Here is a 24,555-nt window from a genome sequence, read left to right as displayed (position 1 = left end):
AGTTCGTCAGCCGCTGGTCGTCGGCAGCCGCTGGTCGTCAGCCCAGCAGCTTGGCTGCCAGTGTCGCGGCGTTGTACGAGCCCCAGCCGGTGGTGAAGTCCCAGCCGGTGGCAGCGGAGTAGGCGCCGTTGCTGCCGCTCGTGATGTCGTGGAAGCCGGTGCCGCTCGCCGCGTAGAGGGCGGGGTTGGCGAAGCCGAGGCCGGCCTTGCCGGCTGCCGCGGCCTGCTGGTTGTAGAGGGCCGCGAAGGCCGCCCACTCGGGGGCCGCCGCGCTGGTGCCGCCCACCGAGGACCAGGAGCCCTGCGAGTAGATCGAGACGCCGGGGCTGGGGTTGGCGTGGGCCGAGACGTCCGGCACCTGGCGGTAGCCGCCGCCGGCGCTCTTCTGCACCGCCGTCTGCCAGCTCGGGATCTTGAAGACGGAGGACTTGCCGCCACCACCTCCGGACCAGGCCACCTCCTTGCTCCAGGCGTTGGACGAGGTGACGGTCAGCTTGGTGCCGCCGACGCCGGTGACGTACGGGTCGCTGGCCGGGTAGTCGACGGAGGTGCCGCCGTCGCCCGCGTCGTCGGAGCCGTCGTCACCGGAGGCCGCGTAGAAGCCGAGGCCCTGGGCGGCGCCCGCCTTGAAGACGGCGTCGACCGCGTTGATGCCCGAGGTGGTGCGGGCGCTCTCGGCGGCACCCCAGCTGATCGAGGTGGTCGGGATGCCGCTGTCGACGATGGCCTGGTACGTGTCGACCTCGCCGGCGTCGGAGTTGGGGCCCTCGAACACGGTGACGTTCGCCTTGGGGGCGATCGCGTGCAGCACCTCGATGTCCAGCTCGACCTCGACCTGGCCGTCGCCGAGCGCGCCGGAGCCGCCGTCCACCTTCTTCACGGTCGGGGTGGGCGAGCCCAGGCCGTAGTGGTTGTCGTAGGTGGTGATGTTGGACTGCTGGAAGCCGTCGAACTCGATCAGCGCGATCTTCTGGCCGCTGCCGGTGTATGCGCCGGAGACGTTGTAGCCGCCCTTGAGCTGCGCCGGGGTGTAGCCGCCGCCCGGGCCGTTGTGCGGGGAGACCGTGTGCGGCGTCGCCTGGTGGTGCAGCTGGACGCGGTTGTTGAGGCCCGCCACGTCGCTGACCAGGGTGGCGAGGGAGGCCGGCAGTGTCGGCGCGGTGTCGTTGGCGTAGAACGAGCGCCCCGTCTCGGCGTCCTTCCAGGTCGACAGCTTGGTGCCGAAGGCCTTCTGCAGCTGGGCGGCGGTGCCGCTGGCGTCCACCAGCAGGTGGCCCGAGTGGACCTTGCCGATGGTGAGGCCCTGTGCGCGCAGATAGTCCTCGAGCTGCTTGATCTCGGCGTCGGTGCGGCCGAAGCGGGCCGCGAACTGGCGCTTGGTCAGGTAGTAGCCGTAGGAGCTGGAGTGCGGATCGCTGACCTTGGCGACGAAGGTGTCGAGTGCCGTGCCGCCTCTGGGAGTCAGGCTGATCGCCACCGATATCCGCTTCCCGGCCGCGACGTTTCCGGTGCGGGCCGCGTTCTGCTTCAGGCCCGGCAGGACGTCTCCGGTGATGGCGGCACGGGTCGCGTGCGGTTGCGGGGCGTTCGCGGCATAGGCGGCGGGGACGACCACGGTGACCAGGGCCGGTGCGGCGACCAGACCGAGCAGTTTCAGACGTGACTTCACTGAAGTCCTCCGGGGAGTGGGGGAGTTGTTCCGGAAGCGGAACGGCTTCACCGTAGGAACATCGACCCCGACCCCATAAGCGGGGGAACCCTTGCGTTACGTGTTAACGGCCGATGTCACGTCAACGGCGTGTGTCGGGACATCGCGTGGGCGAGCGCGGTGCGCGAGCGGACACCGACCTTGCGGTAGACCCGCGACAGGGTCCCTTCCACCGTCTTGATGCTGATGAACAGCTTCGCGGCGACTTCCCGGTTGGTGGCCCCGCCCCCGACCAGCTCGGCGACCCTGGCCTCGGTGGGTGTGAGTTCGGGTCCGACCCGGCCCGCCTCGCCGCTCCGGTCCCCGGAGTCCAGCCGCGACAGTTCGTCCCTGGCCCGCGCCGCCAGCGGAGCGGCGCCGATCCGCGTGGCGGTCTCGAGCGCCTCGCCGAGAACCGCGCGCGCCGCGCTCCTGCGGCGCGAGCGGCGCTCGACCGCGCCGAGTGCGATCAGGGTGCGCACCAGCTCGACGGGCAACGGGAGTTGACGCAGCCGGTCCACGGCGGCACGCAGCCGGGCCGCCCCCTCCTTCGCCCGGCCGATGCCCGCCTCCCGCAGCCCCTCCGCCCGCTCCAGAGCCGCCGGCACGCTGCCGGGCGTGTCACCGGACACACGGGCGCGGGCCTCGCGGAGGACCGCCCCGGCCTCGTCCGTCTCGCCCAGGAGGACCAGCGCTTCGGCCAGGTCGCCGTACCAGTGCAGCATGGGCGGGTCGGCGGCACACATGGCAGTCCCGAGTTCTCTCACGCGCTGCAGCGCCTCGACCGCGGACGCGGCTCCCCGCGGGTCGCCGGCGAGCAGTTCGGCCTGTCCGAGCACGGCCAGCGCACGCAGCAGGAACAGCCGGTCGCCGTCGGCTTCCGAGGCGCGTACCGCCTGCTCGGCGAGCTGCCGGGCCTCCTCGGCGGTGCCGCCCGCGGTAGCGGCCAGCGCGGCCGCGTACAGGGCGGGAGCCGCCTGGGCCATGGCCCGCGAGCAGCGCGCCGCGGTGTGCAGTGCCTCGCGGCAGTGTCCGGCCCGCACCTGGATCCGGGTCAGTGACACCAGAGTCGCCGTGACCTCCTCCACGCCGGCGAACTCCCCGATCGCGGCCAGGAGTTCGACGACCTGCTCCCGGGCCTCGGTCACCCTGTCGGCGTCCAGGGCGAGGATCGCCCGCATCCTGATCAGCCGCCAGCTCTGCGGACCGCCCTCGGCGCCCCCGGCCAGGGTGAGCGCCTCCTCCAGCGCGGCGTACGCCGCGACCGGATCGCCGACCAGGGACCGCACCCGGGCGAAAGTGGCGAGCGCCCCGATCCGGGTCTCCGTGTCGCCCGCCACGGCCGCCTGTCGGACAGCGCGCCGGGCATGCCGGGCCGCCTCCTCCAACTCCCCGCACAGCAGACCGCGTACGGCCGCCCAGTGGTGCAGCCACGCCTCGGCCTCCGCATCGCCGACGGCGTCCCGGAGGCCCTCCCGGATCAGCGCGTGGGTGCCCTCCAGCGCCTGCCCGGCGGTGCGCAGCAGGACCAGCCGGGCCCGCACCCGACGGCGTGCCGAGCCCGATGCGGCGAGGACTGTCTCGGCGGCCTCGGCCGCCTCCTCCAGTCGCCCGGCGTCGCACGCGTACTCCGCCGCGGCCAGCAGCCGGTCGGCCCGGTTCGCGGGCCGGTCGCCGGGGGTGCGGCGGACGGCGAGCCCGGCCAGTTCGCAAGCGGCGCCGAGCGCGCCGTCGCGGCGCGCGGACCGCGCCGCGGACATGAGTGCGCGAGCGGTGTCCTCGTCCTCGTGCGGGCGGGCGTACGCGAGATGGCGGGCCTGTTCGACCGGCTCGGTGATGGTGCGGGCCAGCAGAGCGTGCGCCTGACGGCGCTCGTTGTCCGGTGCGTCGGCATAGACGGCGGCCCGGATCAGCGGATGCCGGAAACGTATGGTTCCGTCGGCATCGGTCGTCGCCACGCCGAGTCGTTCGGCCTCCGCCAGGTCCGCGGCGGCGTCGGGGAGCCCGGCGGCACGCAGCAGGGTGAGGTCGGGGCGGGTGGCGGCGCTCGTGACCAGGAGGGTGCGCTGCGCCGTCTCCGGCAGCGCGCGCGTCCGGTCCAGCAGCAGTGTGCGCAGCCTGCGGGGCACGGGTGGCGTCGGGCCGAGGGCCACGGGTGTCGGACCGCGCAGGGCCGCCGCTCGCCCCAACTCCAGTGCGTACAACGGGTTACCGGCGGCGGTGTCCTGGATCGCCCGCAGTACGCCCGGTGGCAGGTCGGCGCCGGTGCCGGCGCGCACGAGATGGGCCACCTCGCCGTCCGTCAGCGGCGGCACCGGAATTTCGGCGGTGCCAGGCGGGCAGCAGCGCAGCCGCTCGGGTTGTTCACCGTCCGCCACCCGCTCGGCGGCCACCACCCGTATGTCCAGGCCGCCGAGGCGGCGTACGGCGAAGGCAAGCACCTCGGCGGTGGACGCATCGAGCCACTGCAGGCCGTCGAGGACCAGCACGACGGGGCCGACGGCGGCCAGCGTGCGCAGCACATCGAGAACGGCGACGCGCACCGCGAGACGGCCACGGCCGACTGCCGGTTCTGTACCGCGCAGCAGGGCTCCCCCCAGTGCCGCCCGGGGCTCGGGCGCGAGGGTGTCCAAGCAGCTCTCCGGCACCCGCGCGAACAGGTCGACGAGCCCGACGAACGGGAGCCGGGTGTCCTCCTCCGCGGGCGAGCAGTGCAGGACGGTGCCGACCGACGGGGCCTGTGCCGTCAGGGAGGCCATCAGGGCTGCCACGAGCATGGACTTGCCGATCCCCAGGGGACCGTGGAAGAGCACTCCCGGACGGGCCGTCAGTTCGGCCCGGGCGGCGTCGAGCAGCTCGCGGCGCCCGGTCAGCGACCGTGCTCCCACCGCAGCCGCCCGTCCTTAGCCCCGGGGGTGGCACCGGTGGTCCGCGCGCATGACCCGTCCGGTGACGGGTCACACCCGGCACCGAGGACGGAACCATCGGGACGGCGAGTGCGGCGGGCCCCAGGACGCAGGATCATGTGTTCATGACAACCCGCACGGAATCGCCTTGTCAATGACGGCTGTCGCGTGCCACCCGGGCCCGTGCGCAGGTCCGCACGGGGGTCGGCGGTGCTCCGATGCCGGCCGGCGTCACATCCGATCATGGGCTTTGGACGGATCGCCCCCGGGGGTGGCCCGGAGGGGCGGTCATGCGGGACCCGGTTGTCCGTGTCCGCAATGCAAGACCCGTCAGGGAAGTTCTTGACCAGCGCGACGGACCTCTGCTGAACTCCGGTCCCATGAACCCGCGCGTGGACCTCACTCGGCGGCGCCACATCGACCTGGCGCACGTCTCCAGCGCGTTCTGTTGCCGCTGAGCCGGCACGCCGCCATACGGTGCCTTGTAGGCCCGTCATCTCCACCTCCTGAACTTCACCTTCTCCGGCTCTTCTGAGCGGTCGGCCGGGCTTCAGAGCGATGAAGCGACGTGCCAGTGGACCAGCTGGGGCGGCACCTGCCGGCCGGCCGTGCGAGTCGCCGCTTCACTCCAACTCCCCGCCTCTCAGCACCCCGTGGTGCGCCGGCCTTCTCGAGAAGGACGCCCGCATGCCTCCGATGAGCCACACCCGGCACTGCTGGGTGAGCCAACCCTGCGAATGGCTCGCTCAGCCCGACAAGAAAGGTAGGGCGGTCGCATGACCGAGATCCGCCTCGCGGCGCCGGCCGTCACCAAGGTCGCCGACGCCGAGCCGGCGAGCGCCCGGGACCGCGAGGTCTTCCTGCCCCGCGATGCCCGCCGCCGGACACCGTTCAGCACACTCCGCGAGCGCCTGCGCTGGCCGCTCGGGATCTATACGACCCCGGTCGTGATCCTGGTCGCCTGGGAGGCCCTCGCCAGGGCCGGCGTGCTGGCGAAGACGTACGCTCCCGCGCCGACCTCCATCGTGAAATCCGCCGCCGATCTGTGGCAACAGGGCGTGCTCGGCCCGGACGTGGCCATCTCGCTGCAACGGGCCGGCATCGGACTCGTGATCGGTCTTACGGTGGGCATCGTCACCGGGGTGCTCGGCGGTCTGTTGCGCAGCGGCGAGTACCTGTTCAACGGCGTGGTGCAGGTCCTCAACACCATCCCGCTGCTGGCGGTGCTGCCGCTGATGATCGTGTGGTTCGGCATCGACGAGCTCACGAAGGTGCTGCTGATCTCCTTCGGAGCCGGCGTCCCGATGTATCTCAACCTGTTCGCCGCGATCAGGGGCGTTGACCAGCGCCTGATCGAGATGGCGCGGACGACGGGCGCAGGGACGTGGCGCGTCGTGACGCGGGTGCTGGTGCCCGGAGCCCTGCCGGGTTTCCTCGTCGGACTCCGGTTCTCCCTCGCGTACTCCGTGCTGGGCCTCGTCGCCGCCGAGACGGTCAACGCCGACAAGGGACTCGGCTTCCTCATCACTCAAGGGCAGACCTATCTGCAGACCAACCAGGTCTTCGTGGGGCTGGTGATCTACTCGCTCCTCGGTCTGCTCGCCGACCAGTTTGTCCGGGTACTCGAGCGGGTGCTGCTGCGGTGGCGCCCCAGTTATGAGGCGTCATGAGCAACGCAGTTGCGACGGAACCCCGTCGGCAGACCGGAGTCGTCGTCGAGCAGGTCGTCCGTCGGTTCGGTGACCGGGTGGTGCTCGATCACCTGGACCTCACCATCGCCGAGGAGGAGCTGGTCATCCTGCTGGGCCCCTCCGGCTGCGGCAAGAGCACCCTCCTGAGACTGCTCGCCGGCCTGGACCGACCCGACGGCGGGCGGGTGGAGGTCCCGGCGAAGCGGGCGATCGTGTTCCAGGCCGACCGGCTGCTGCCGTGGCAGCGGGTGCTGCGCAACATCACACTCGGACTGTACGGTCCCGACGCGGAGCAGCGAGCCCGTCACGTGCTCGCCGAGGTCGGACTCGCGGGACGCGAGGAGGCATGGCCCAAGGAGCTCTCCGGCGGTGAGGCCCAGCGGGTGTCGCTCGCGCGGGCACTGGTCTCCGAGCCCGAACTCGTGTTGCTGGACGAGCCGTTCGCTGCCCTCGACGCGATCACCCGGCTGCGCATGCACGACCTCGTGCGGGCGCTGCGCAGCAAGCACCACGCGGCCATGCTGCTCGTCACCCACGACGTGGACGAGGCGATCGCCCTGGCGGACCGCATCGTCGTCATGAGCGACGGGCGCATCGGCGCGGCGCATCTCGTTCAGCTCTCCGCAGCGGACCGCGAGGCGAGCGTCGCCCGTGAGGAACTGCGTTCCGCGCTCCTGAACGACCTCGGTCTCGCCGGTCACCACTGACGTCCCCTGCACCTCTGCACAGAAATCCGGAGACAAAGCCATGTACGGAAGAAGTACCCGCCTCGTCGGCGCCGTCGGTCTGCTCGCCCTCACGGGCACCCTTGCCGCGTGCGGCTCGTCGTCGGAGGCGGCGCCGCTGAGCAAGTCGAGCGGCAGCGCGTCCGCGCACCCCGAGTGGAGCAAGTACACCTTCACCATCGGCGACAACGGCGGGGACGGCAGCCAGGCCCTGGCGAAGATCACCGGGGCGTTCGACGACGCGCCGTACAAGGTGAAGTTCGCCCGGTTCACCTACGGCCCGCCGCTGGTGCAGGCCGCCGCATCGGGCGACATCGACCTGGGCGCCGTCGGCGACGTACCGCCGATCACCGGCGCCGCGAAGGAGTACGGCTTCAAGGTCGTGGCCGTCAACCGCTCACTGACGCCCAGTCAGTCGAACGAGAACATCATCGTGCCCAAGGGGTCGAAGCTGAAGACGCTCGCCGACCTCAAGGGCAAGAAGATCGCCGTGCCGCAGGGCAGTTCGGCCCATGGTCTGGCCCTCAACGCGCTCAACAGCGTCAGCCTCGGCCCCAAGGACGTGCACCTGGTCTTCCTCGACCCGGCGGCCGGCGCCACGGCCTTCAACACCGGCAAGGTGGACGCCTGGTCGATCTGGAACCCGCAGTCGGCGATAGCCGTCAAGAACGGGGCACGGATCCTGGCGAAGGGCCTCCCGCCGATCGACCAGACGAGCAGTTACTACATCGCCAGTGACACGTCGCTCAACGACAGGACGAAGCGGGCGGCCCTCACAGACGTCCTGCGGCGGCTGGCACGCGAGTTCGCCTACGCGATCAAGCACGAGGACAAGTACGCACAGGCCATCTCCGAGGAGGAGGGCATCCCGTTGGCCGACGCCAAAGCGTCCCTGAAGGCCTTCGAGACCCGGGTGACCCCGATCGGGAAGTCGGACATCGCGGCGGAGCAGAAGCTGGCCGACGCCTTCCTGGCGGCGAGCCAGATCACCAAGAAGGTCGACGTCTCGTCGCTCACGGACAACCTCCTCCCGGCCGGCTACGACAGCTCGAAGCCGACGTTCGGCTGAGCCAGGCCTGCCTGGTCGCCTGGGACAGCGCGGTCAGCAGCGTCAGTGGTGGCCCGCCGAGCGCATCAAGATCATCCGAATTGCTCCGTATTCCGGACCGTGTGCTACGGCAACATGTCGACCTCATGGCGGGACCAGGCAAAACCTGGTGCCGCGGCAAAGTACGGACCAGGCTGACGCGTGCACATCCATTGCTCCGTTCCGTACCCGCAGAAAGCCTCGTCGCGCATGTATTCGACCTGTCTCCCCGGTGCTCCCGAGACGCACATCTCGTCCGTGGTGAGGAGGTGCCGCGCGTGGTGCGCCATGTGACCCGCAAGGCCGTCGGCTGGCTGCTGATGATCGTGGTGGCGACGAACGCGACCTACTTCCTGGCCAGTTGGTTCCTGGACCCGCGGTCGAACTTCAAGGAGCTGCGGCCCGTCCGCAGCGAGGCACAGATCGACCGGGCCCTCGCGCCGTACAACCTGGACCCGCGAGTGCCGTTGGTACACCGCTGGTGGGACTGGCTCACCTCGGTGGTCCTGCGCTTCGACTGGGGAAAGTCCCCCACCGGCGTCTCCGTCAACGGCGAAGTGGGCTACCGGGCGCTCGTCAGCGCGGAGTTGGTCGTCGTCGCGACCGTCCTGTCCGTCGTGATCGGTGTCGCGCTCGGCGTCTACACCGCCGCACGGCAGTACGGCTGGGCCGACCGGGTGTCCCAGGCCGTGTCCATCGTGGTGTTCAACGTCCCCACGTCCGTCGCCGCCCTGGCCGTGGTCTTCGTCGCCATCTGGCTGAACCAGCACGCCGGGATGCACTTCCTCTACGTCGCCGGGGAGAACTCACCAGGCGTCGAAGGACTGCTCCCCACGATCGGCGACCGCCTCCTGCACCTGATCCTGCCGACCCTGACACTCACGCTGATGGGCTACGTCGGCTACCACCTGACGCAGCGTTCACTGCTGCTCGACACACTGAACGCCGACTTCGTACGGACCGCCCAGGCCACGGGACTCACCCGCGGCCAGGCCATCCGCAGGCACGCCCTGAGGGCCGCGCTCATCCCGACGGCGGCGTCCGTGGCGTTCAGCGTCCCGGCCGTCTTCACCGGCGCCGTCATCACGGAGACGATCTTCGGCTGGAACGGCATGGGCCGCTACTTCATCCAGACCATCAGCAAGAACGACGTACACGGAACGGTCGCGACGGCCGCCTTCGCCGCGGCTCTGACCGCGATCGGCGCGATCCTCGCGGACATCGCCACGGTCTTCCTCGACCCGAGAGTGCGGGTGAGCTGACGTGACCACCGACGCGCACCCTCGCCCGACGTACTCGAACCTCGGCCTGGGCCGGCTCTATCTGCGGCGCTTCCTGCGCAACCGCCTCGCCGTCGTCGGTGTGGTGATCTTCGCACTGCTGGTGCTGTTCGCTGCCTTCGGCGGCCGGTTCACCTCCTACGCGTACACCGACGCCGACTTCACCGCACTCACCCGGCCACCGAGCGGCCTCCACTGGTTCGGCACCAACCAGGGCGGCAACGACATCTACGCCTGTGCCGTGCACGGGCTCCAGCGCTCCCTGATGATCGCCGTGAGCGTGTCGGTACTGACGATCGTCCTCGCCGCGATCATCGGCTCCGGCGCCGCGTACTTCGGCGGCCGGGTCGAGCGGGTGACGCTCGCCGTCATCCACTTCCTCCTGATCGTCCCCTCGTTCCTCATCCTCGCTCTGGTCTCCCACCGGCTGGCCGGCGACTGGCGCGTCCTCATCGTCGTGCTGACCGTGTTCGGCTGGATGTCCACCGCGCGGGTGATCTGGTCCGTGTCGACCTCACTGCGCGAACGGGACTACGTGAAGGCGGCCGAGTTCATGGGGGTCCGCCCGGTGCGCATCATCGTGCGCCACATCATCCCCAACCTCGGCTCCCTGCTGATCGTCAACCTGACGCTCGGGGTCGTGGCCACCGTGCTCAGCGAAACCGCCCTTTCGTTCCTGGGGTTCGGCGTCCAGACCCCGGACGTCTCCCTCGGCACGATGCTCGCGGACGGCGCGAGCACCGTCACGAGCGCGCCCTGGCTCTTCGCCTTTCCTGCGGGCCTGGTCGTCCTGCTCACCGTGTCGATGACCTTCATCGGTGACGGGCTGCGCGACGCCCTCGACCCCACGTCGGTGACCGGCTCGGCAGGAGGCCGACGATGACCCTCGCGACCCCGCTGCCCGCCCCGGCGCCGCCCACCGACGCCGTCCCCGTCCTCTCGGTGCGGGACCTGCGGATCTCCTTCCCCTCCGAGGCGGGCACCGTCGAGGCGGTGCGCGGCGTGAGCTTCGACCTGCTGCCCGGCCGGACCCTGTGCATCGTCGGCGAGTCCGGCTCGGGCAAGTCGGCCACCGCGACGGGCATCATGGGCCTGCTGCCGCCCACCGCCGACCTGCGCGGCCAGGTGCTGGTCGGCGGCCAGGACCTCGTCGGCCTCGACGACCGGGCACTGTCGCGCATTCGTGGCAACACCATCGGCATGGTCTTCCAGGACCCCCTGTCCGCCCTCACGCCGATCTTCTCGGTGGGCAGGCTGCTCTCCGACGCCCTGCGGGTCCACCAGGACCTGACGAAGCGGGCGGCCTGGGAACAGGCCGTGCAACTGCTCGATCTCGTCGGCATCCCCGACCCGCGCAGCCGGGCCACCGCCTTCCCGCACGAGTTCTCCGGCGGCATGCGCCAGCGCGTGGTCATCGCCATGGCCATCGCCAACCGGCCGTCCGTGCTCGTGGCCGACGAACCCACCACCGCACTCGACGTCACCGTGCAGGCCCAGATCCTCGACGTGCTGCGGCTGGCGCAGCAGGAGACCGGCGCCGGCCTCGTCCTGATCACGCACGACCTCGGGGTCGTCGCGGGCCATGCGGACGATGTCGCCGTCATGTACGCGGGCCGGTTCGTGGAACACGCGGGCGTCGAGGAACTCTTCCGCCGGCCGACGATGCCGTACACCGCGCGGCTGCTGGCCGCCGTGCCGAGCGTGGACGGCGGGGCCCGCCGCCCCCTGGTCCCCATCGGCGGGGAGCCACCCGCCCTGGTGGGCCTCCCGGACGGCTGCCCCTTCGCACCCCGCTGCGCCGTCGCCCTCGACGCGTGCCGCTCCGGCGAACCGGAGCTGCGCCAAGTCACCGGGCACGGGCACGTGGCCTGCCTGCGGGCCGCCGAGATCGCCGACGGATCCCTGGACCCGGCGGGGGAAGCCATGCCCGTCGGCGATGCCGCGCCCGTCGGCCCACCGGCGCCTTCGGGCCGTGCCGAGGCCGGCGAAGTGGTGCTCCGTGTCGAGGACCTCGTCAAGACCTTTCCCGTCACCAAGGGCGCCCTCCTCAAACGCAGGGTCGGCACGCTGCACGCCGTCAACCGGGTCGGCTTCGAGCTGCGGGCCGGCGAGACGCTCGGCCTGGTGGGGGAGTCCGGCAGCGGCAAGACCACGACGCTGCTGGAGATCCTGCGGCTCGGCCGGCCAGAAGGCGGCCGGATCGAACTCTCCGGCACCGACGTCGGCACGGTCGCGTCCGGCGCGCGTGTACGGGAGCTGCGGCAGGACGTACAGATCGTCATGCAGGACCCGTTGGGGGCCCTGGACCCCCGCATGCCCGTGTTCCACCTGCTGGCCGAGCCCCTGCGGGCGATCGGACGCGACCGCGAGTCGATCCGCGCACGGGTCCACGAACTGCTGACCCTGGTGGGTCTGGACGACTCGGTCGGTGACCGCTTCCCGGCCGCACTTTCCGGAGGCCAACGCCAACGGATCGGTATCGCCCGTGCCCTGGCGACGGAGCCGAAGCTGCTCGCGCTCGACGAGCCGCTCTCCGCCCTGGACGTCTCGGTGCAGGCCGGGGTGATCAACCTGCTGGCGCGGCTCAAGCGGGAACTCGGCCTCGCCTACCTCGTGGTCGCCCACGACCTGGCCGTGGTCCGGTACATCTCCGATCGCATCGCGGTGATGTACCTGGGGCACATCGTCGAGACCGGGGACACCGAGGCGATCTTCTCCGATCCGAAGCACCCCTACACCCGTGCGCTGCTGTCGGCGGTCCCGATACCCGACCCCGAGCGGGAACGCACCCGCGAACGCGTCGTGCTGGAGGGCGAGCAGCCGAACGCCACACGCCTGCCCGCGGGGTGCGTCTTCGTCGACCGCTGTCCGCTGTACCGCCGCGCCGGCGAGGAGCTGCGGCACCGCTGCCGCACACAGCGCCCCGTGCCGACTCCCGCGGCCGGCTCCCCCGGCCATCAGTACGCCTGCCACGGCATCTGAACACCGGCCCCCGGCGACCGGGGACCACTTTCCTCCCTCACCGAACTCCAAGGAACCCACCATCATGCGCGCAAGACTGGCCCTGCCCGTCGCTCTGATCGCTGCCATCTCCGTCACCGCCACCGCGTGCCAGTCCTCATCCGGGAAGGACTCCGCGGAGTCGGACGCGAAGAACGCTCCCTCGGCCGCGTCGTCCGTCGCCGACTACAACCCCACGCCATACGACCGGATCAAGGACGGGGGCACATACACGACGGTCGGGACCTTCGACGACCAGGGCAACCCGTTCAACGTCAATGCCACGCTGACCGCGTCCCGTGTCTGGGCCTGGTACAACGCCGACGCGATCACCTACTCACCGACCGGGGAGGTGCAGTACACCCCGGACTACTTCAGCGATGTGAAGGTCTCCGTGCAGGGCGGGAACCAGAAGGTCACGCTGACCATCAACCCCAAGGCCGTGTTCAACGACGGCACCCCGATCGACTGGACCGCGATCAGGGCCACGTGGAAGGCCAACAACGGTTCCGACAAGGCCTACGCCGCCAACTCCACGGACGGCTATGACCAGATCACCTCGGTCGAGAAGGGCAGGAACGCCAAACAGGCCGTGATCACCTTCAAGGGAGTCGACCCGTCCTGGTCGAGCCTGTTCACCACCTTCCTGCACCCCAAGGCCGCGACGGTCGAGAACTTCAACAAGGCCTACGTCAAGAAGGCGCACCCGGAGTGGGGTGCGGGGCCGTACACCGTCGGCAAGTGGGACACCCACTCGGGCGACATCACGTTCGTCCGCAACCCGAAGTGGTGGGGCAGGAAGGGCAAGCTCGACAAGCGCGTCTTCGTCAACCTGGAATCCACCGCGGCGATCAACGCCTTCAAGAACGGGCAGCTCGACTACGTCTCCGCGGTCGACGCCGAGAGCCTCCAGCAGATCAAGGGGCTCAAGGGCACGGAGATCCGCAGTGGCGGAAGCCCCTTCGAGTACTCGCTCTACTTCAACACCAAGTCCCCCGTCCTCGCCGACAAAGCCGTGCGCAAGGCCATCGAGGAGACCATCGACCGCACGCAGATCGCGAAGATCCGGTTCCAGGGCCTGGACTACAAGGAGCCGCTGCCCGGTTCCGCCGTCCTGTACAGCTTCCAGAAGGGCTACCAGGACAACGTCTCGGCCGTGTTGAAGTATGCGCCGGACCAGGCCGGGAAGGCACTCGACGCGGCGGGCTGGAAGCCCGGGGGCGACGGCATACGGGTCAAGGACGGCAAGACGCTCGAACTCGGCTACACGCTCCTCGGCGACGACCCGCTGGACAAGGCGACCGCCGGCGCCTTCGCGGCGATGCTGAAAACGGTGGGCATTCGCCTCGACATCAGGAAGGCCGACGAGGCGGACTTCTCCAAGATCCTCAGTGACCGCAAGTTCGACCTGTTCCTGTCGGGGAACCGCTCGATGGACCCGTTCGGCGCCCGCTACCTGTGCGACTTCTACTGCTCCGACCGCGACTCCAACATCACCGGTGCGGGTTCGCCCGCGCTGGACACGGAGATCCGCGCCACCACCAAGATCGCCGACCTCGGCAAGCAGGCCGCGGCGGCCAACCAGGTCGAGCGGAAGGCGCTCCAGGAGTACGCCTTCCTCCCCCTGTTCAGCGGCCCCTCGACCTACGGCGTGAAGAAGGGCCTCGCCAACGTCGGCGCGACCATCTTCTACACCCCGCTGCCGGAGACGGTCGGCTGGGAGAAGTAACCACGGCACCCTGGACGCGGCGGCGTACGACATCGCCGACTCCGCCGCCACCCCCTACGGGGACGCGAACGGCGCGCCCCCATCGCGCCCGCTCGGCCTGGCCACGGGCGTCCGGCACGGCCACCGCCCGCGCGCCGGCCGTGCCGGACCTGTTCGTCCCGACCCGTTCACCCGATGGGCCGTGGGTACCCTGATCGCCGTACAGATCACGGCCTTCGGCCCCGTCTGCGGGCACGCTTGTCGGCGCCGCCGGCCAGGGCCCTGGCCGCCACCGTCGTCGACCGCTTCACCCGCACCCGGCGTGCGTACGACTGCTGACGGGCGGCTGAGCTCTCGCGGCGGCGGTGCCGTGCGGCTTCGCGTCTTCGGTGGGAATCTGCAGGTCAGGCGCACATATGGCGGAAGGGCACGGTGCGAGGGGTGGCTGCGCCCGGGACCGCCATGCTCGTGGTTGTCCCGTGTCGCGTCGGCCCCACCGGGTACTCGGCCGGGACAGCGGAGGGAGGTGCCGTCCTGCGACGAAAGCCGGCGGAGTGGAAGGAGTCGACTGGCATGCGATTTCGTGATCGTGTGCATGCCGGGCGGGAGCTGGCCGAGCGGCTGCGCATCCGGCAGGAGGCGGGCGCGCTGACGCACCCGGTCGTGCTGGCCCTGCCGCGCGGCGGTGTGACGGTCGCCCGCGAAGTGGCGCGGGCGCTGGAGGCGCCGCTCGATGTGCTGGTCGCACGCAAGATCGGCGCGCCGTTCCAGGAGGAGCTGGGTGTCGGAGCGCTCGCCGCCGACGACCCGCCGCTGTTCGACGAGCGGACCCTGGACCAGCTCGGACTGAGCGAAACGGCCCTGGCCGACACGGTGGAGCGGGAGCGGGCGGAACTGCACCGCCGGGAGCAGCTGTACCGGCGGGGGCGCCCGGCCCCCGAGCTGCGGGACCGGACCGTGATCGTGGTGGACGACGGGCTGGCCACCGGGGCGACCGCGCGCGCCGCGCTGCGCTGGCTGCGCCGGCAGTCGCCGGAGCGGGTGGTGCTGGCGGTGCCGGTGGCCTCGCCGCAGGCGGCCGACCTGCTGCGGGGCGAGGCCGACGAGATCGTCTGCCTGCACCGGCCGACCGTCTTCCTGGCCGTCGGCGAGTGGTACGACGACTTCGACCAGGTGACGGACGACGAGGTGCTCGCCGTCCTGCACGAGCAGTGATCCCGGGCGCGCCGACCTGGCGCGAAGGTTGCGAGGGAGCGGAGATCGCGAGGGAGCGGAGGTCGCGATGGAATTGGTCGAGGAACGTTCCTTCCGCTACCGCATCGAGCCGCGCGCGGGCATGCGGGTGCCCGGCGTCGTGTTCGCGTCCCGCGAGCTGCTCGCGGACGCCGAGCAGTCCCTGGAGCAGGTCGTGCACGTGGCCACGCTGCCCGGGATCGTGGCCGCGTCGTACGCCATGCCGGACATCCACTGGGGGTACGGCTTCCCCATCGGCGGTGTCGCGGCCACCGACGTGGACGCGGGCGGTGTGGTCTCGCCGGGCGGTGTCGGCTTCGACATCTCCTGCGGGGTGCGGCTGCTGGCCGCCGACTGCGACGGCGACGCCCTCCGGCCCGCGCTAACCGCCCTGATGGACGGCCTGGACCGGGCGATACCGCGGGGAGCCGGGCCTGGTGGCGTGTGGCGCCCGGGCGGCTCCGGCGAGCTGGAGCGGCTGCTGGCCGGGGGCTCGCGCTACGCCGTGGAGCGGGGCCACGGCGAGGAACGCGACCTGCTGCGCTGCGAGGACGGCGGCGCGGTCGCCGACGCGGATGTGACGCAGGTCGGGCAGCGGGCCCGGGAGCGGGGCCTCGGCCAGGTCGGCAGCCTGGGCTCCGCCAACCACTTCCTGGAGGTGCAGCGGGTCGCCGAGGTGTACGACGGCCCGGCCGCGGCCGCCTTCGGGATCGGAGCGGGCCAGGTGTGCGTGATGATCCACTGCGGGTCGCGTGGGCTCGGCCACCAGATCTGCACCGACCATGTGCGGCTCATGGACCGCGCCATGGCCCGGTACGGCATCACCGTGCCCGACCGCCAGCTGGCCTGCACCCCGGTGGACTCGCCCGAGGGGCGGGCGTACCTCGGGGCGATGGCCGCGGCCGCCAACTACGGCCGGGCCAACCGGCAGTTGCTGTCCGACGCGGCGCGTGGCGTCTTCCGGCGCGTCACGGGCGCCCGGCTGTCGCTGGTCTACGACGTCTCCCACAACCTCGCCAAGATCGAGACCCACACGGTGGACGGCGAGCGGCGGCGGCTGTGCGTGCACCGCAAGGGAGCCACCCGCGCCTTCCCGCCCGGGCACCCCGAACTGCCCGACGACATAGCCGAGTTCGGGCAGCCGGTGCTGATCCCCGGCACCCTCGGGACGGCGTCCTATGTGCTGGCGGGCGTGTCCGGGGGCGACGCGTTCCACTCCACCTGCCATGGTGCGGGCCGCACCATGAGCCGTCATCAGGCGGCACGCAGTGTCACCAGCGACGAGCTGCGGACACGGCTGCGGCACGCCGGAATCGCCGCCCGTCCGAAGTCCTGGCGCGGCCTCACGGAGGAGACGCCGGAGGCGTACAAGGACGTCGACGCCGTTGTCGCCGCGAGCGAGGGCGCGGGACTGTGCCGGAAGGTCGCCCGGCTGGTACCGCTCGGGGTGGTGAAGGGGTGACACCCGGTGACCTGCGGTCACACGTCCACGATCACCGTGCAGGACCATCCGTAGGGGTCCGGTCCGAAGTGCAGCTCCTGCCAGGAGACACCCTTGGGCGCGGCACCGACGACGGTGACGTCCGTGAGGCCGGCGAGGGACAGCCGTGCCTCCAGCGCGCCGTCGTCGGTGGGCTCCACTTCCGCGTCGACCGGGACCAGACCCGCGACCTCCAGCCGGAAGACGACCTCGTCCAGCAGCGCCACCAGCAGGTCCTCGTCGGCACCGGGCGCGAGACGAACCCGTTCCACGCTGCTGGGGTGTACGTCCGACACATCGGCGAAGGCCTCCACCAGGGCCTGTACGGCCTCGGCGAGGCAGCCCTCACGGGTGGTGGCCCAGGCCTGCAGGCGCATGTCGGCGGTGTGCGGCATCAGACAGTGGCCGTTCGCGCCCTCGCGCCGCGCGCGGAGTTCGTCACCTATGTCACCGACCATGCTTCGATTGTCGCTCGTCCGGCTCGGCGGCGCTGATGTCGGCGAGGACGGAGTCCGGATCGCGTTCGAGAGCGATGTCGCCCAGGCTGAGGGCACCGACCAACCGGCCGCCGTCCACGACGGGCAGCCGCCGTACCGAATGCTCGCGCATCAGCCGGATCGCCTGGTCGATCGGGTCCTGCGAGGAGCAGGTGGCCAGGTGGTGGCTGCACACATCGGCGACCGGGGTGGTGGCGGGGTCGAGATGCTCGGCTACGACCCGTACCACCAGGTCACGATCGGTGACCAGGCCGAGCACATGACCGGATTCGGCGACGACGACATCGCCGATGTGCCGTTCCCGCATCAGCCGTGCCACCTCGGTGATCGGCGTCCGCTCGGTCACCGTCACCGGGTCCACCGTCATGATCTCCGCGACGTGTCGGCTCATGATCGCCTCCGTACGCCGGCGTGGACGCGCCCGGACCCGCCGTCCGAGCGACGTCCGACGGCACCGGAGTACCCGCCCGGGCGACGTCCACGCCTGCCACGCCTCACCGCCCGGCCGCCCCGTCCGGCCGTCCGCCCTGCCGGCCACCTACGGCGACGGCGCCGGCGACGGGACAGGACTGTGGGAAGTGGACGGCAGGCCGGTTTGCCCCGGCCGTCCCGGGCTACGCGGCGGGCGAGGCCCCGCGCCTCACCACCCCGGATCCAGGAGGTGCCCGATGACTCGGCGGATACGTGACGTGATGTCGCCCGGCGCGGTGGCGGTGGAGCCGATGACCACGGTGGAACGGGCGGCGTTGCTCATGCGTGAGCACGACATCGGTGATGTGCTGGTGGCCTACGACTGCGATCTGTTCGGTGTGCTGACCGACCGCGACATCGTGGTGCGGACGCTCGCCGAGGGACTGGACCCGCACACCACCACGGTCGGCCGGGTGTGCAGTCGGCCGCCGGTGGTGACCCTGACACCGGAGGACACCACGGACCGTGCGGAGGAGCTGATGCGCCACCACGGCCTGCGCCGGCTGCCCGTCGTGGAACACGGCGGTTGCCCGGTCGGGTTCATCAGCCTCGGCGACCTGGCGGCCGTGGAGGACCCGCACTCGGCGCTGGCTGAGATCAGCACGGCGGAACCCAACCACTGAGAGCGGATCGATAGCATTGCGGCGGTGGCGGATCGGGGGGAGTCCTGGTGGAACCGTTGGCAGGCATGGTGCTCACCGCTGTCGGTACGGTCGCTTCGGGGGCCTTGTCCGGAGCCGGCGGGGAGATGGGCCGGCGCACCTCGGAGAGGTTGTGTGGGCTGCTCGGCCGGGCACGCGCCGAGCAACGAGAGGTGAGCGGCGGTCCCGGAGGGAGCGGTCAGCAGGCCCCCATCCTGCCGGGGACCGAGGCCGAGCGGAGGCAGGCGGCGTTATGGCTGACCGAAGTGGCCCGTCGCTCCCCGGATTTCGCGGCTGAGCTTGCGGAATGGCTCCGTGAGGCGTCCTGGCTGGCACCGCGGGCCGTGCCCGCCGTGGCGCACGACGCGGCCCGACCGCAGATGCTGCCGGCGACCACCGCCCTGTTCACCGACCGCGAGGACGTGACGGCGGCGGTCCTCGAACTGCTCGCCGACGAGGGCCGTTCGCCGGGCGCACCGGCGATCGTCGCTCTCACCGGGCCCGGTGGCATCGGCAAGACCGCCACCGCCGTCCACTGCGCCCATGTGCTGCGGGAGCGCTTCCCGGACGGGACGCTGTACGTGGATCTGGCCGGAGCGTCCGCCGCCACGGCACTGGCGCCTTCCGAGGCGCTCGTACGATTCCTGGAGCGCCTCGGGGTCCGGCCCGTGCCGGGTGACGAGACCCGCCAGCGCGATCTCTACCTCGACTGCACGGCCGGCCGGCGCATGCTGGTCGTGCTGGACAACGCCCATTCCGACGCTCAGATCACGCCGTTGCTGCCCGCCGCGCCCCAGTCGCTCGTGCTGGTGACGAGCCGGCATCGGCTGGACCGGCTCGTGGCCGGGACCGGGGCCCGGCACCTCAGCCTGCCGCCGCTGTCCACCGCTGACTCCGTCACGCTGCTCAAACGCCTCGTCGGACGCGGGCGTCCGGAGGCGCCGGAGGAGATCGTCCGCGCCGTGGCCGAGGGCACCGGTGGCATCCCCCTCGCCGTGTGCACCACGGGCGCGGGCCTCGCCGTCCGCGAGCATCTGCCCTGGGAACGAGTGGCGAGACAGCTGTCCGAACGGATCCGCGGCGGCGGCCAGGAGGGTGCCGAAGTGCAGGACGCAACTCACGCAGCCCCGACCGGCGCGGGCGACCCCGTACACCGTGCGCACGAGGTCTCGTACCGCGAACTGACCGCCGAGTGCGCCGCCTTCTACCGCTCGCTCGCGGTCTGGCCATGGCCGGCCCTCACCGTCATGAGCGCAGCGGACGCCGCCGACGTGAGCCAGGACGAGTCCCGGGAGCTGCTCGAGCTGCTGGCCCGGGTGCACCTGCTGGAAGAGGTGGGCGAGGAACGGTACCGGCTGCACGACCTCTCGCGCGCGTACGCCCGCGAACTCGCCCTCGCCGAGGACGGACACGGACGCATGGCCGCCGCCGTCCGCCGGGTCGCCGTCGGGTACCTGCGCTTCGCTGCGGGCGCCGACTTCCGGGTGATGCCGCTGCGGTGGCGCCTGGGTCCCGCCTATGCCGGGCTCTCGCTGCCACAGGACCGCGCCGCCTCGGACGGCAGGACCGCGCTGGAGGAGCTGCGCGGTGAGCGCGAGAACCTGGCCGCCGCCGTCCGCGCAGCCGAGCACCACGGTTTCGACGACCTCGCATGGCAGCTCTGCGAGGCGATGTGGGGGCTGCACCTGCTGCTCGGCTTTCACGTCCAGTGGATCGACACCCACCGCCGGGGAGTCGAGGCCGCCCGCCGCAGCGCGGCCGAGTTCGGGGACCCGCGGTCCGTGGGCCGCATGCTGGTCCAGCTCGCCTTCGGCTACATGGGGACGGGGCAGGCGGAGGACGCCGCCACGGCCCTGGACGAGGCAGCGGCCGCGGACCGGGCATGCGGGCACCACCGTGGGCAGGCCAGCGCGGTCGAGGCACTTGGACTCCTCCGCCTGAAGCAGTGGCGATACGCGGAGGCGGAGCGGTGCTTCGAGGAGGCTCGGGAGATCCTCGAACGCATCCGGCCGGGAGACGACGGATGGGACGACCTGCCCCGTGCCCGCGCGCTGGTGGAACATCACATCGGCCGCACCCAGGGCCGCCGGCGGCACTTCGCCGCCGCCCTGGAGCGGCTCAACGACGCGCTCGTACGATTCCGTGCCCTCCCGGGCGGCGACCCCTACAACGCGGGCCGCGTCTACATGAGCCTGGGCGAGACCCATCTGGAGGCGGGCGACACGGACCTCGCACGGGTGTGCCTGGACCGGGCCGTCGAGGCCATGGAGACCGCCGGGGCCGGGCTCCAGCTCGCCGACGCTCTGGAACTGAGGGCTCGCTGCCACCGTTCGGCGGACCGTGCCACGGACGAGGCGGCCGACCTCCGCACCGCGGCCGACTGCCATGAGAAGAACGGAAACACCGGAGGCCTGGAGCGGGTGCGGGCCCGACTGGCGGAACTGGCGACGTGACCGGGGCGTCACCGCGGAGCCAGATGCTCGACGGTGACTCGGTGCGTGGCGGTTCCCGTGCGTACGGCGATCTCGGGACCGGCCTGGGACAGGGGCCGCCCGGCGGCGAGCCAGGCGTAGACGGCGGAGGCGTAAGCCGCGGGATCACAGAGGTCGGGCCGTCCGCTCGCATCGCGGGCCGCGGCGAGCCGCGCCAGTTCGCCGGCCCGGGTGCGCACGACACAGCGGTCCGGCCCGTCGATGTAGGCGGCCAGCCCACAGTACGGGTACCTGGCGAGGGTCTCCGCCGTCCAGGCACGCGGTGGACCGACCCGTGGGTCGTCCGCGGCCCCGTACCGGATGACGACGTCCGCGAGGTGCAATCGGTCGAGCTCCCGCGTGTCCTCGTTCACCGCCGTGTGCGTTGCACCGGCGTCCTCATCGCTGCCTCCCGGCGGATCGCATTCGCCCGCGTCGGCATACCGGACCACCCTGACCTCCGGCCGGTCCCCGTCGGCCACCCGGGTCAGGGCGCGGACCGGCGCCGTACGCCGGGCCGGCTCGACGTGCGGCAGCAGCAGCGGATCGAGCAGGGCGGGCCTGACCGTCGGCTCGGCGATTCCGATGAGCCGGTAGAACAGGCGGCGCAGGAGTACGGCCGACTCGCCCGGGGACGAACTGGTCTGATCCGCGAATTCCTTGTAGTGCTCCGGCCGATGGGAGGCGATCGCGTTCTCGACCTGGGTCCGGAGGCTGCCTCTGCCGACGAGGACGGGGGCGGTACGGCCGAGGGCCGCGACGGGGGAGAGCGGGTCGAGGTCCTGCTGGGGGAAGGGACTGACGAGGATCGGAATGCCGATGGACGCCGCGTAGTAGGTGACACTGCTGTGATCCCCGACCACGCAGTCCGCCGCGATCAGGGCCTGCCGCCAGCCGTCGAGCGGCGGGATCAGATGCAGGCCGGCGCGACGAGCGCTGTCCAGCCACGCCCGGACCTGACCGGGACCGTGGCCGTGCCAGATGTTGGGATGCAGGACGGCGGCGGTCCGGTACTCGTCGGCGGGCAGCTCGGCGGCCAGGCGCGGCAGCAGCCAGGGCAGCAGGTCATCTGCGCCGGCGTTCGCCCCACGGTCCTCGCCGCCGAAGAGCGAGCGGGGTGACCAGGTCGAGCTGATGACGAGCAGCCGCTGACCCGGCCCGACGCCCAGGGCGCGCCGGAAACGGTCGCGGTGGGGCAGAGCTGCGAGGATCCGGTCGTAGCAGGGATCTCCGGCGAGGACGGCGGTGGGGACCGCCTCCGGGCAGGATGCCCGAAGCCTGTCCAACTGCTCGGGATGGGACAGAACGGTGGCGGCGGCAAGGGGGCGCCCGTCCTCAAGGAGCCACTCCGGCGACATCCCGAAGACCGGATGTCCGGTGTCCGGTGTCCGGTGTCCGGTGTCCGGTGTCCGGTGTCCGGTGTCGCGAGCCTCTTATTGTAGCCGACGCCATGCGACAGGATGATCAACCTGCCCTGGAATGCCCCTAGTTCGCCCCCATAGCTTGCGGCAACGACCAGATCGAATTCGAGCTCCTTGGCTTGCTCCCAAGGCAGTACGGGCAGTCCGACCTGCGCCAGAAGCTCGGGCACACCGGCCAGGAAGGGGGATGATCCCGTACAGGTGGCGAACGCTTGCAGCCGCAGGTCGCTGTCCAGCAAGGGCAGTACGTCCAACAGACGTGTCGCGGATGTCACGTTGTGCACGACGAACAGGACACGACGGCACCCCGCACGCGTGACCCAACGCTCGGCATCCACGCCCACCGGCACGCGCAGTCGCATCGCCCCACCCATAACCGCCGTCCCGCTTCCCCTGGCTGATCAACCCCGATGCTATCGAGGCCGACCGACCGGGGGGCGGTCGTGCGCCGCACGTTCGGATGCCTAGCCGAGGGTGAAGTCGTCGGCGTAGACGTTGCCCTGGCCGTACCAGCCGTGGACGTAGACGGTGACGGTTCCGCTGCTGCCGGTGGTGAAGTTGACCGACAGCTGGTTCCAGCTCGTGTTGTTCGACCAGGTGCCGGCGGAGGCGCCGCCGCTGACCCCGATGTAGGCGTAGGGCCCCTGGACCCAACCGGTGAGTGTGTAGCTGTGGTTGGGGGAGAGGGTGACGGTCTGGTCGCATTCGCCGGTGCCGCTGGAGCTCGGGGTGACCTGGAGGGCGTGGCCGCCGGTGTGGGCCGGGCCGGAGACCACCGTGCTGCCGCCCGTGCAGGTCCAGGGGCTCAGGCTGCCGGTTTCGAAGCCGGCGTTGGTCAGCGAGCCCCCGCCGCCTCCGCCCCCGCCGCCGCTGGTGGTGACGGTGAGCGTGTAGGTCGCGCTGTGGCTGCCGCCGGCGGCCGTGCCGGTGACGGTGATCGGGTAGCTGCCCGCGGCCACGGACGAGCCGACCGTCGCCGTCAGCGTCGAGGTGCCGCCGGATGTCACCGAGGCCGGGCTGAACGAGATGCCGACACCGGAGGGAGCGCCGGAGGCGGAGAGGCTGACGGATTCGGCGCTGCCGGAGGTGACGGCCGTGGAGACGGTCGCGGTCGCGGAACCGCCCTGGGCGACCGAAGCGGAGCCCGGCGACAGGGAGAGAGCGAAGTCACTGGTGGTGCCTCCGCCCCCGCCGCCCGTGCTGCCCTCGTACGGTACGAACGCGTCCGTGAACGCGAGGCTGTTCTGGCTGATCTCGCTGCACGTGGGCAGGGAGTTGGCGCTTCCGCTGCACGGCTGGTCCCGGTTGACCGACCAGAACGCCAGCCGTCCGACGCCGTTCTGCGCGGCGAAGCTCTCCACCGTCTGGGCGTCCGCGAGCGTGAAGATGGAGCCGTCGTCGTTCTTGCCGATCATCGGGGTGATCCCGAGGTTGGCGTAGGCGTAGCCGGAGTCCACGGACTGCATCTGCGCCAGGGTCGCCTTTGCGGCGGAGACCGCGCCCTGGCCCATCTCGGTGCCCGTGCCGGCGTAGTAGTCCATGGCCATGATGTTGACCACGTCGATCTTGATGCCCGCGTTCTTGGCGGCCTTGAGGATGTTGACGCCGTCGTTGGTCAGACCGCTCGTCAGCACCGGCAGGGTCATGGAGAACCGCAAGCCGGGATTGGACGCCTTGAGGTCCTTCATCGCCTGCATCTGGCGGGCCGCTGCCGCCGTGTCCGCGACGGCCGCGCCTTCGACGTCGAAGTCGAGCTGGGTGACGCCGTAGTCGTTGATGAGGGCCTGGTAGCCGGCGTCGATGCTGCTCTGGGTGGAGCAGGTCCAGGCGAGCGGTTCACCGCTCGCCCCGCCCGAGGAGATGATGACGGAGGCGCCCTCGGACTTCGCCTTGGCGATCTCGGGGTCGGTGTAGGAGTCGTTGCCGATGGGGAGGGTGTCGCCCCAGATCTGGTTGCAGCCTGTGCCGAGGACGAACGCCGCGGTGTAGGCCTTGAGCTGGTGTCCGGTGATGGCGGTGTCGAGCAGTCCTTCCTGACTGTTCGACATGTCGACGTAGGGAGCCACGGAATAGACGCTGCTCGCCGCGGCACTGCTGGGCGGTGCCAGAGCGACGACGGCGCCGGTGGCCGCGAGCGCGAGCGAGCATGCGGAAGCCGCGAATCTTGCCAGGTGCATGACAGTGCCCCCCTCGGGGATGCCCTAGGGCGGGGAGTGGTGGGGTGACGCCGCATGGGGCTGGGCGTTGGTACATACCA

17 protein-coding genes are annotated in these 24,555 nt (G+C 71.3%); 11 read left to right on the top strand and 6 right to left on the bottom strand.

Translation table 11 applies throughout. The annotated features are described in order from the left end of the window. Positions 1-37: 37 nt before the first annotated feature. Both ACWC0C_RS15540 and ACWC0C_RS15535 read right to left on the bottom strand, forming a co-directional pair. Positions 38-1,669: a S53 family peptidase gene (locus ACWC0C_RS15540; RefSeq protein ID WP_450864420.1), complete on the bottom strand. Its 1,632-nt coding sequence runs from the start codon at positions 1,667-1,669 to the stop codon at positions 38-40. 116 nt (positions 1,670-1,785) lie between these two features. Next, the gene (locus tag ACWC0C_RS15535) at positions 1,786-4,575 is read right to left on the bottom strand and encodes a helix-turn-helix transcriptional regulator (RefSeq protein ID WP_450864418.1); all 2,790 of its coding nucleotides are present in this window, start codon (positions 4,573-4,575) and stop codon (positions 1,786-1,788) included. A 794-nt stretch (positions 4,576-5,369) separates the two neighbouring features. Here ACWC0C_RS15535 and ACWC0C_RS15530 point away from each other — a divergent pair. The 9 genes from ACWC0C_RS15530 to ACWC0C_RS15490 all read left to right on the top strand — a co-directional run bounded on the left by ACWC0C_RS15530 (position 5,370) and on the right by ACWC0C_RS15490 (position 16,779). Then, positions 5,370-6,263, top strand: a complete 894-nt coding sequence (locus ACWC0C_RS15530; RefSeq protein WP_450864416.1) for an ABC transporter permease — start codon at positions 5,370-5,372, stop codon at positions 6,261-6,263. Next, complete coding sequence (locus ACWC0C_RS15525; RefSeq protein ID WP_450864414.1) at positions 6,260-6,991, top strand: ABC transporter ATP-binding protein; 732 nt, start codon at positions 6,260-6,262, stop codon at positions 6,989-6,991. Before ACWC0C_RS15530 ends, ACWC0C_RS15525 begins: the two co-directional genes overlap by 4 nt. A gap of 40 nt (positions 6,992-7,031) precedes the next feature. Next, on the top strand, positions 7,032-8,078 hold the full coding sequence (locus tag ACWC0C_RS15520) for an aliphatic sulfonate ABC transporter substrate-binding protein (protein ID WP_450864412.1): 1,047 nt from the start codon (positions 7,032-7,034) through the stop codon (positions 8,076-8,078). Positions 8,079-8,374: 296 nt separating this feature from the next. Further along, positions 8,375-9,358, top strand: coding sequence for an ABC transporter permease (locus ACWC0C_RS15515; RefSeq protein ID WP_450864410.1), 984 nt, complete (start codon positions 8,375-8,377; stop codon positions 9,356-9,358). Between the two features lies 1 nt (position 9,359). Next, a complete protein-coding gene (locus ACWC0C_RS15510) occupies positions 9,360-10,259 on the top strand; it encodes an ABC transporter permease (RefSeq protein ID WP_449196158.1) in 900 nt (299 codons plus the stop codon). Beyond that, entirely contained in the window at positions 10,256-12,358 is a 2,103-nt protein-coding gene (locus tag ACWC0C_RS15505) for a dipeptide ABC transporter ATP-binding protein (RefSeq protein ID WP_450864408.1), read from the top strand. The genes ACWC0C_RS15510 and ACWC0C_RS15505 overlap by 4 nt, the downstream gene beginning before the upstream one ends. Before the next feature lie 64 nt (positions 12,359-12,422). Further along, complete coding sequence (locus ACWC0C_RS15500; protein WP_450864406.1) at positions 12,423-14,105, top strand: ABC transporter family substrate-binding protein; 1,683 nt, start codon at positions 12,423-12,425, stop codon at positions 14,103-14,105. Between the two features lie 552 nt (positions 14,106-14,657). Continuing rightward, entirely contained in the window at positions 14,658-15,299 is a 642-nt protein-coding gene (locus tag ACWC0C_RS15495; protein WP_450864404.1) for a phosphoribosyltransferase, read from the top strand. A 67-nt stretch (positions 15,300-15,366) separates the two neighbouring features. After that, positions 15,367-16,779: an RtcB family protein gene (locus ACWC0C_RS15490; RefSeq protein ID WP_450864402.1), complete on the top strand. Its 1,413-nt coding sequence runs from the start codon at positions 15,367-15,369 to the stop codon at positions 16,777-16,779. A gap of 17 nt (positions 16,780-16,796) precedes the next feature. On the opposite strand, the gene ACWC0C_RS15485 is transcribed toward ACWC0C_RS15490, so the two are convergent. Further along, entirely contained in the window at positions 16,797-17,255 is a 459-nt protein-coding gene (locus tag ACWC0C_RS15485) for an archease (RefSeq protein WP_449196164.1), read from the bottom strand. After that, positions 17,245-17,685, bottom strand: coding sequence for a CBS domain-containing protein (locus ACWC0C_RS15480; RefSeq protein WP_450864400.1), 441 nt, complete (start codon positions 17,683-17,685; stop codon positions 17,245-17,247). The genes ACWC0C_RS15485 and ACWC0C_RS15480 overlap by 11 nt, the downstream gene beginning before the upstream one ends. 277 nt (positions 17,686-17,962) lie before the next feature. Between ACWC0C_RS15480 and ACWC0C_RS15475 the strand changes: the two genes are divergently transcribed. Next, positions 17,963-18,388, top strand: a complete 426-nt coding sequence (locus tag ACWC0C_RS15475; protein WP_450864398.1) for a CBS domain-containing protein — start codon at positions 17,963-17,965, stop codon at positions 18,386-18,388. A 47-nt stretch (positions 18,389-18,435) separates the two neighbouring features. After that, a complete protein-coding gene (locus ACWC0C_RS15470) occupies positions 18,436-20,859 on the top strand; it encodes an ATP-binding protein (RefSeq protein WP_450864396.1) in 2,424 nt (807 codons plus the stop codon). A gap of 8 nt (positions 20,860-20,867) precedes the next feature. Here ACWC0C_RS15470 and ACWC0C_RS15465 read toward each other — a convergent pair whose 3' ends face one another. Together ACWC0C_RS15465 and ACWC0C_RS15460 are read right to left on the bottom strand one after the other, a co-directional pair. Beyond that, positions 20,868-22,235: a hypothetical protein gene (locus ACWC0C_RS15465; protein WP_450864394.1), complete on the bottom strand. Its 1,368-nt coding sequence runs from the start codon at positions 22,233-22,235 to the stop codon at positions 20,868-20,870. A gap of 527 nt (positions 22,236-22,762) precedes the next feature. Further along, positions 22,763-24,475: a carbohydrate binding domain-containing protein gene (locus tag ACWC0C_RS15460; RefSeq protein WP_450864392.1), complete on the bottom strand. Its 1,713-nt coding sequence runs from the start codon at positions 24,473-24,475 to the stop codon at positions 22,763-22,765. Between the last annotated feature and the right edge of the window lie 80 nt (positions 24,476-24,555).

The organism is Streptomyces sp. NPDC001709, from assembly GCF_053596375.1.
This window is presented reverse-complemented; position numbering and strand designations above follow the sequence as displayed.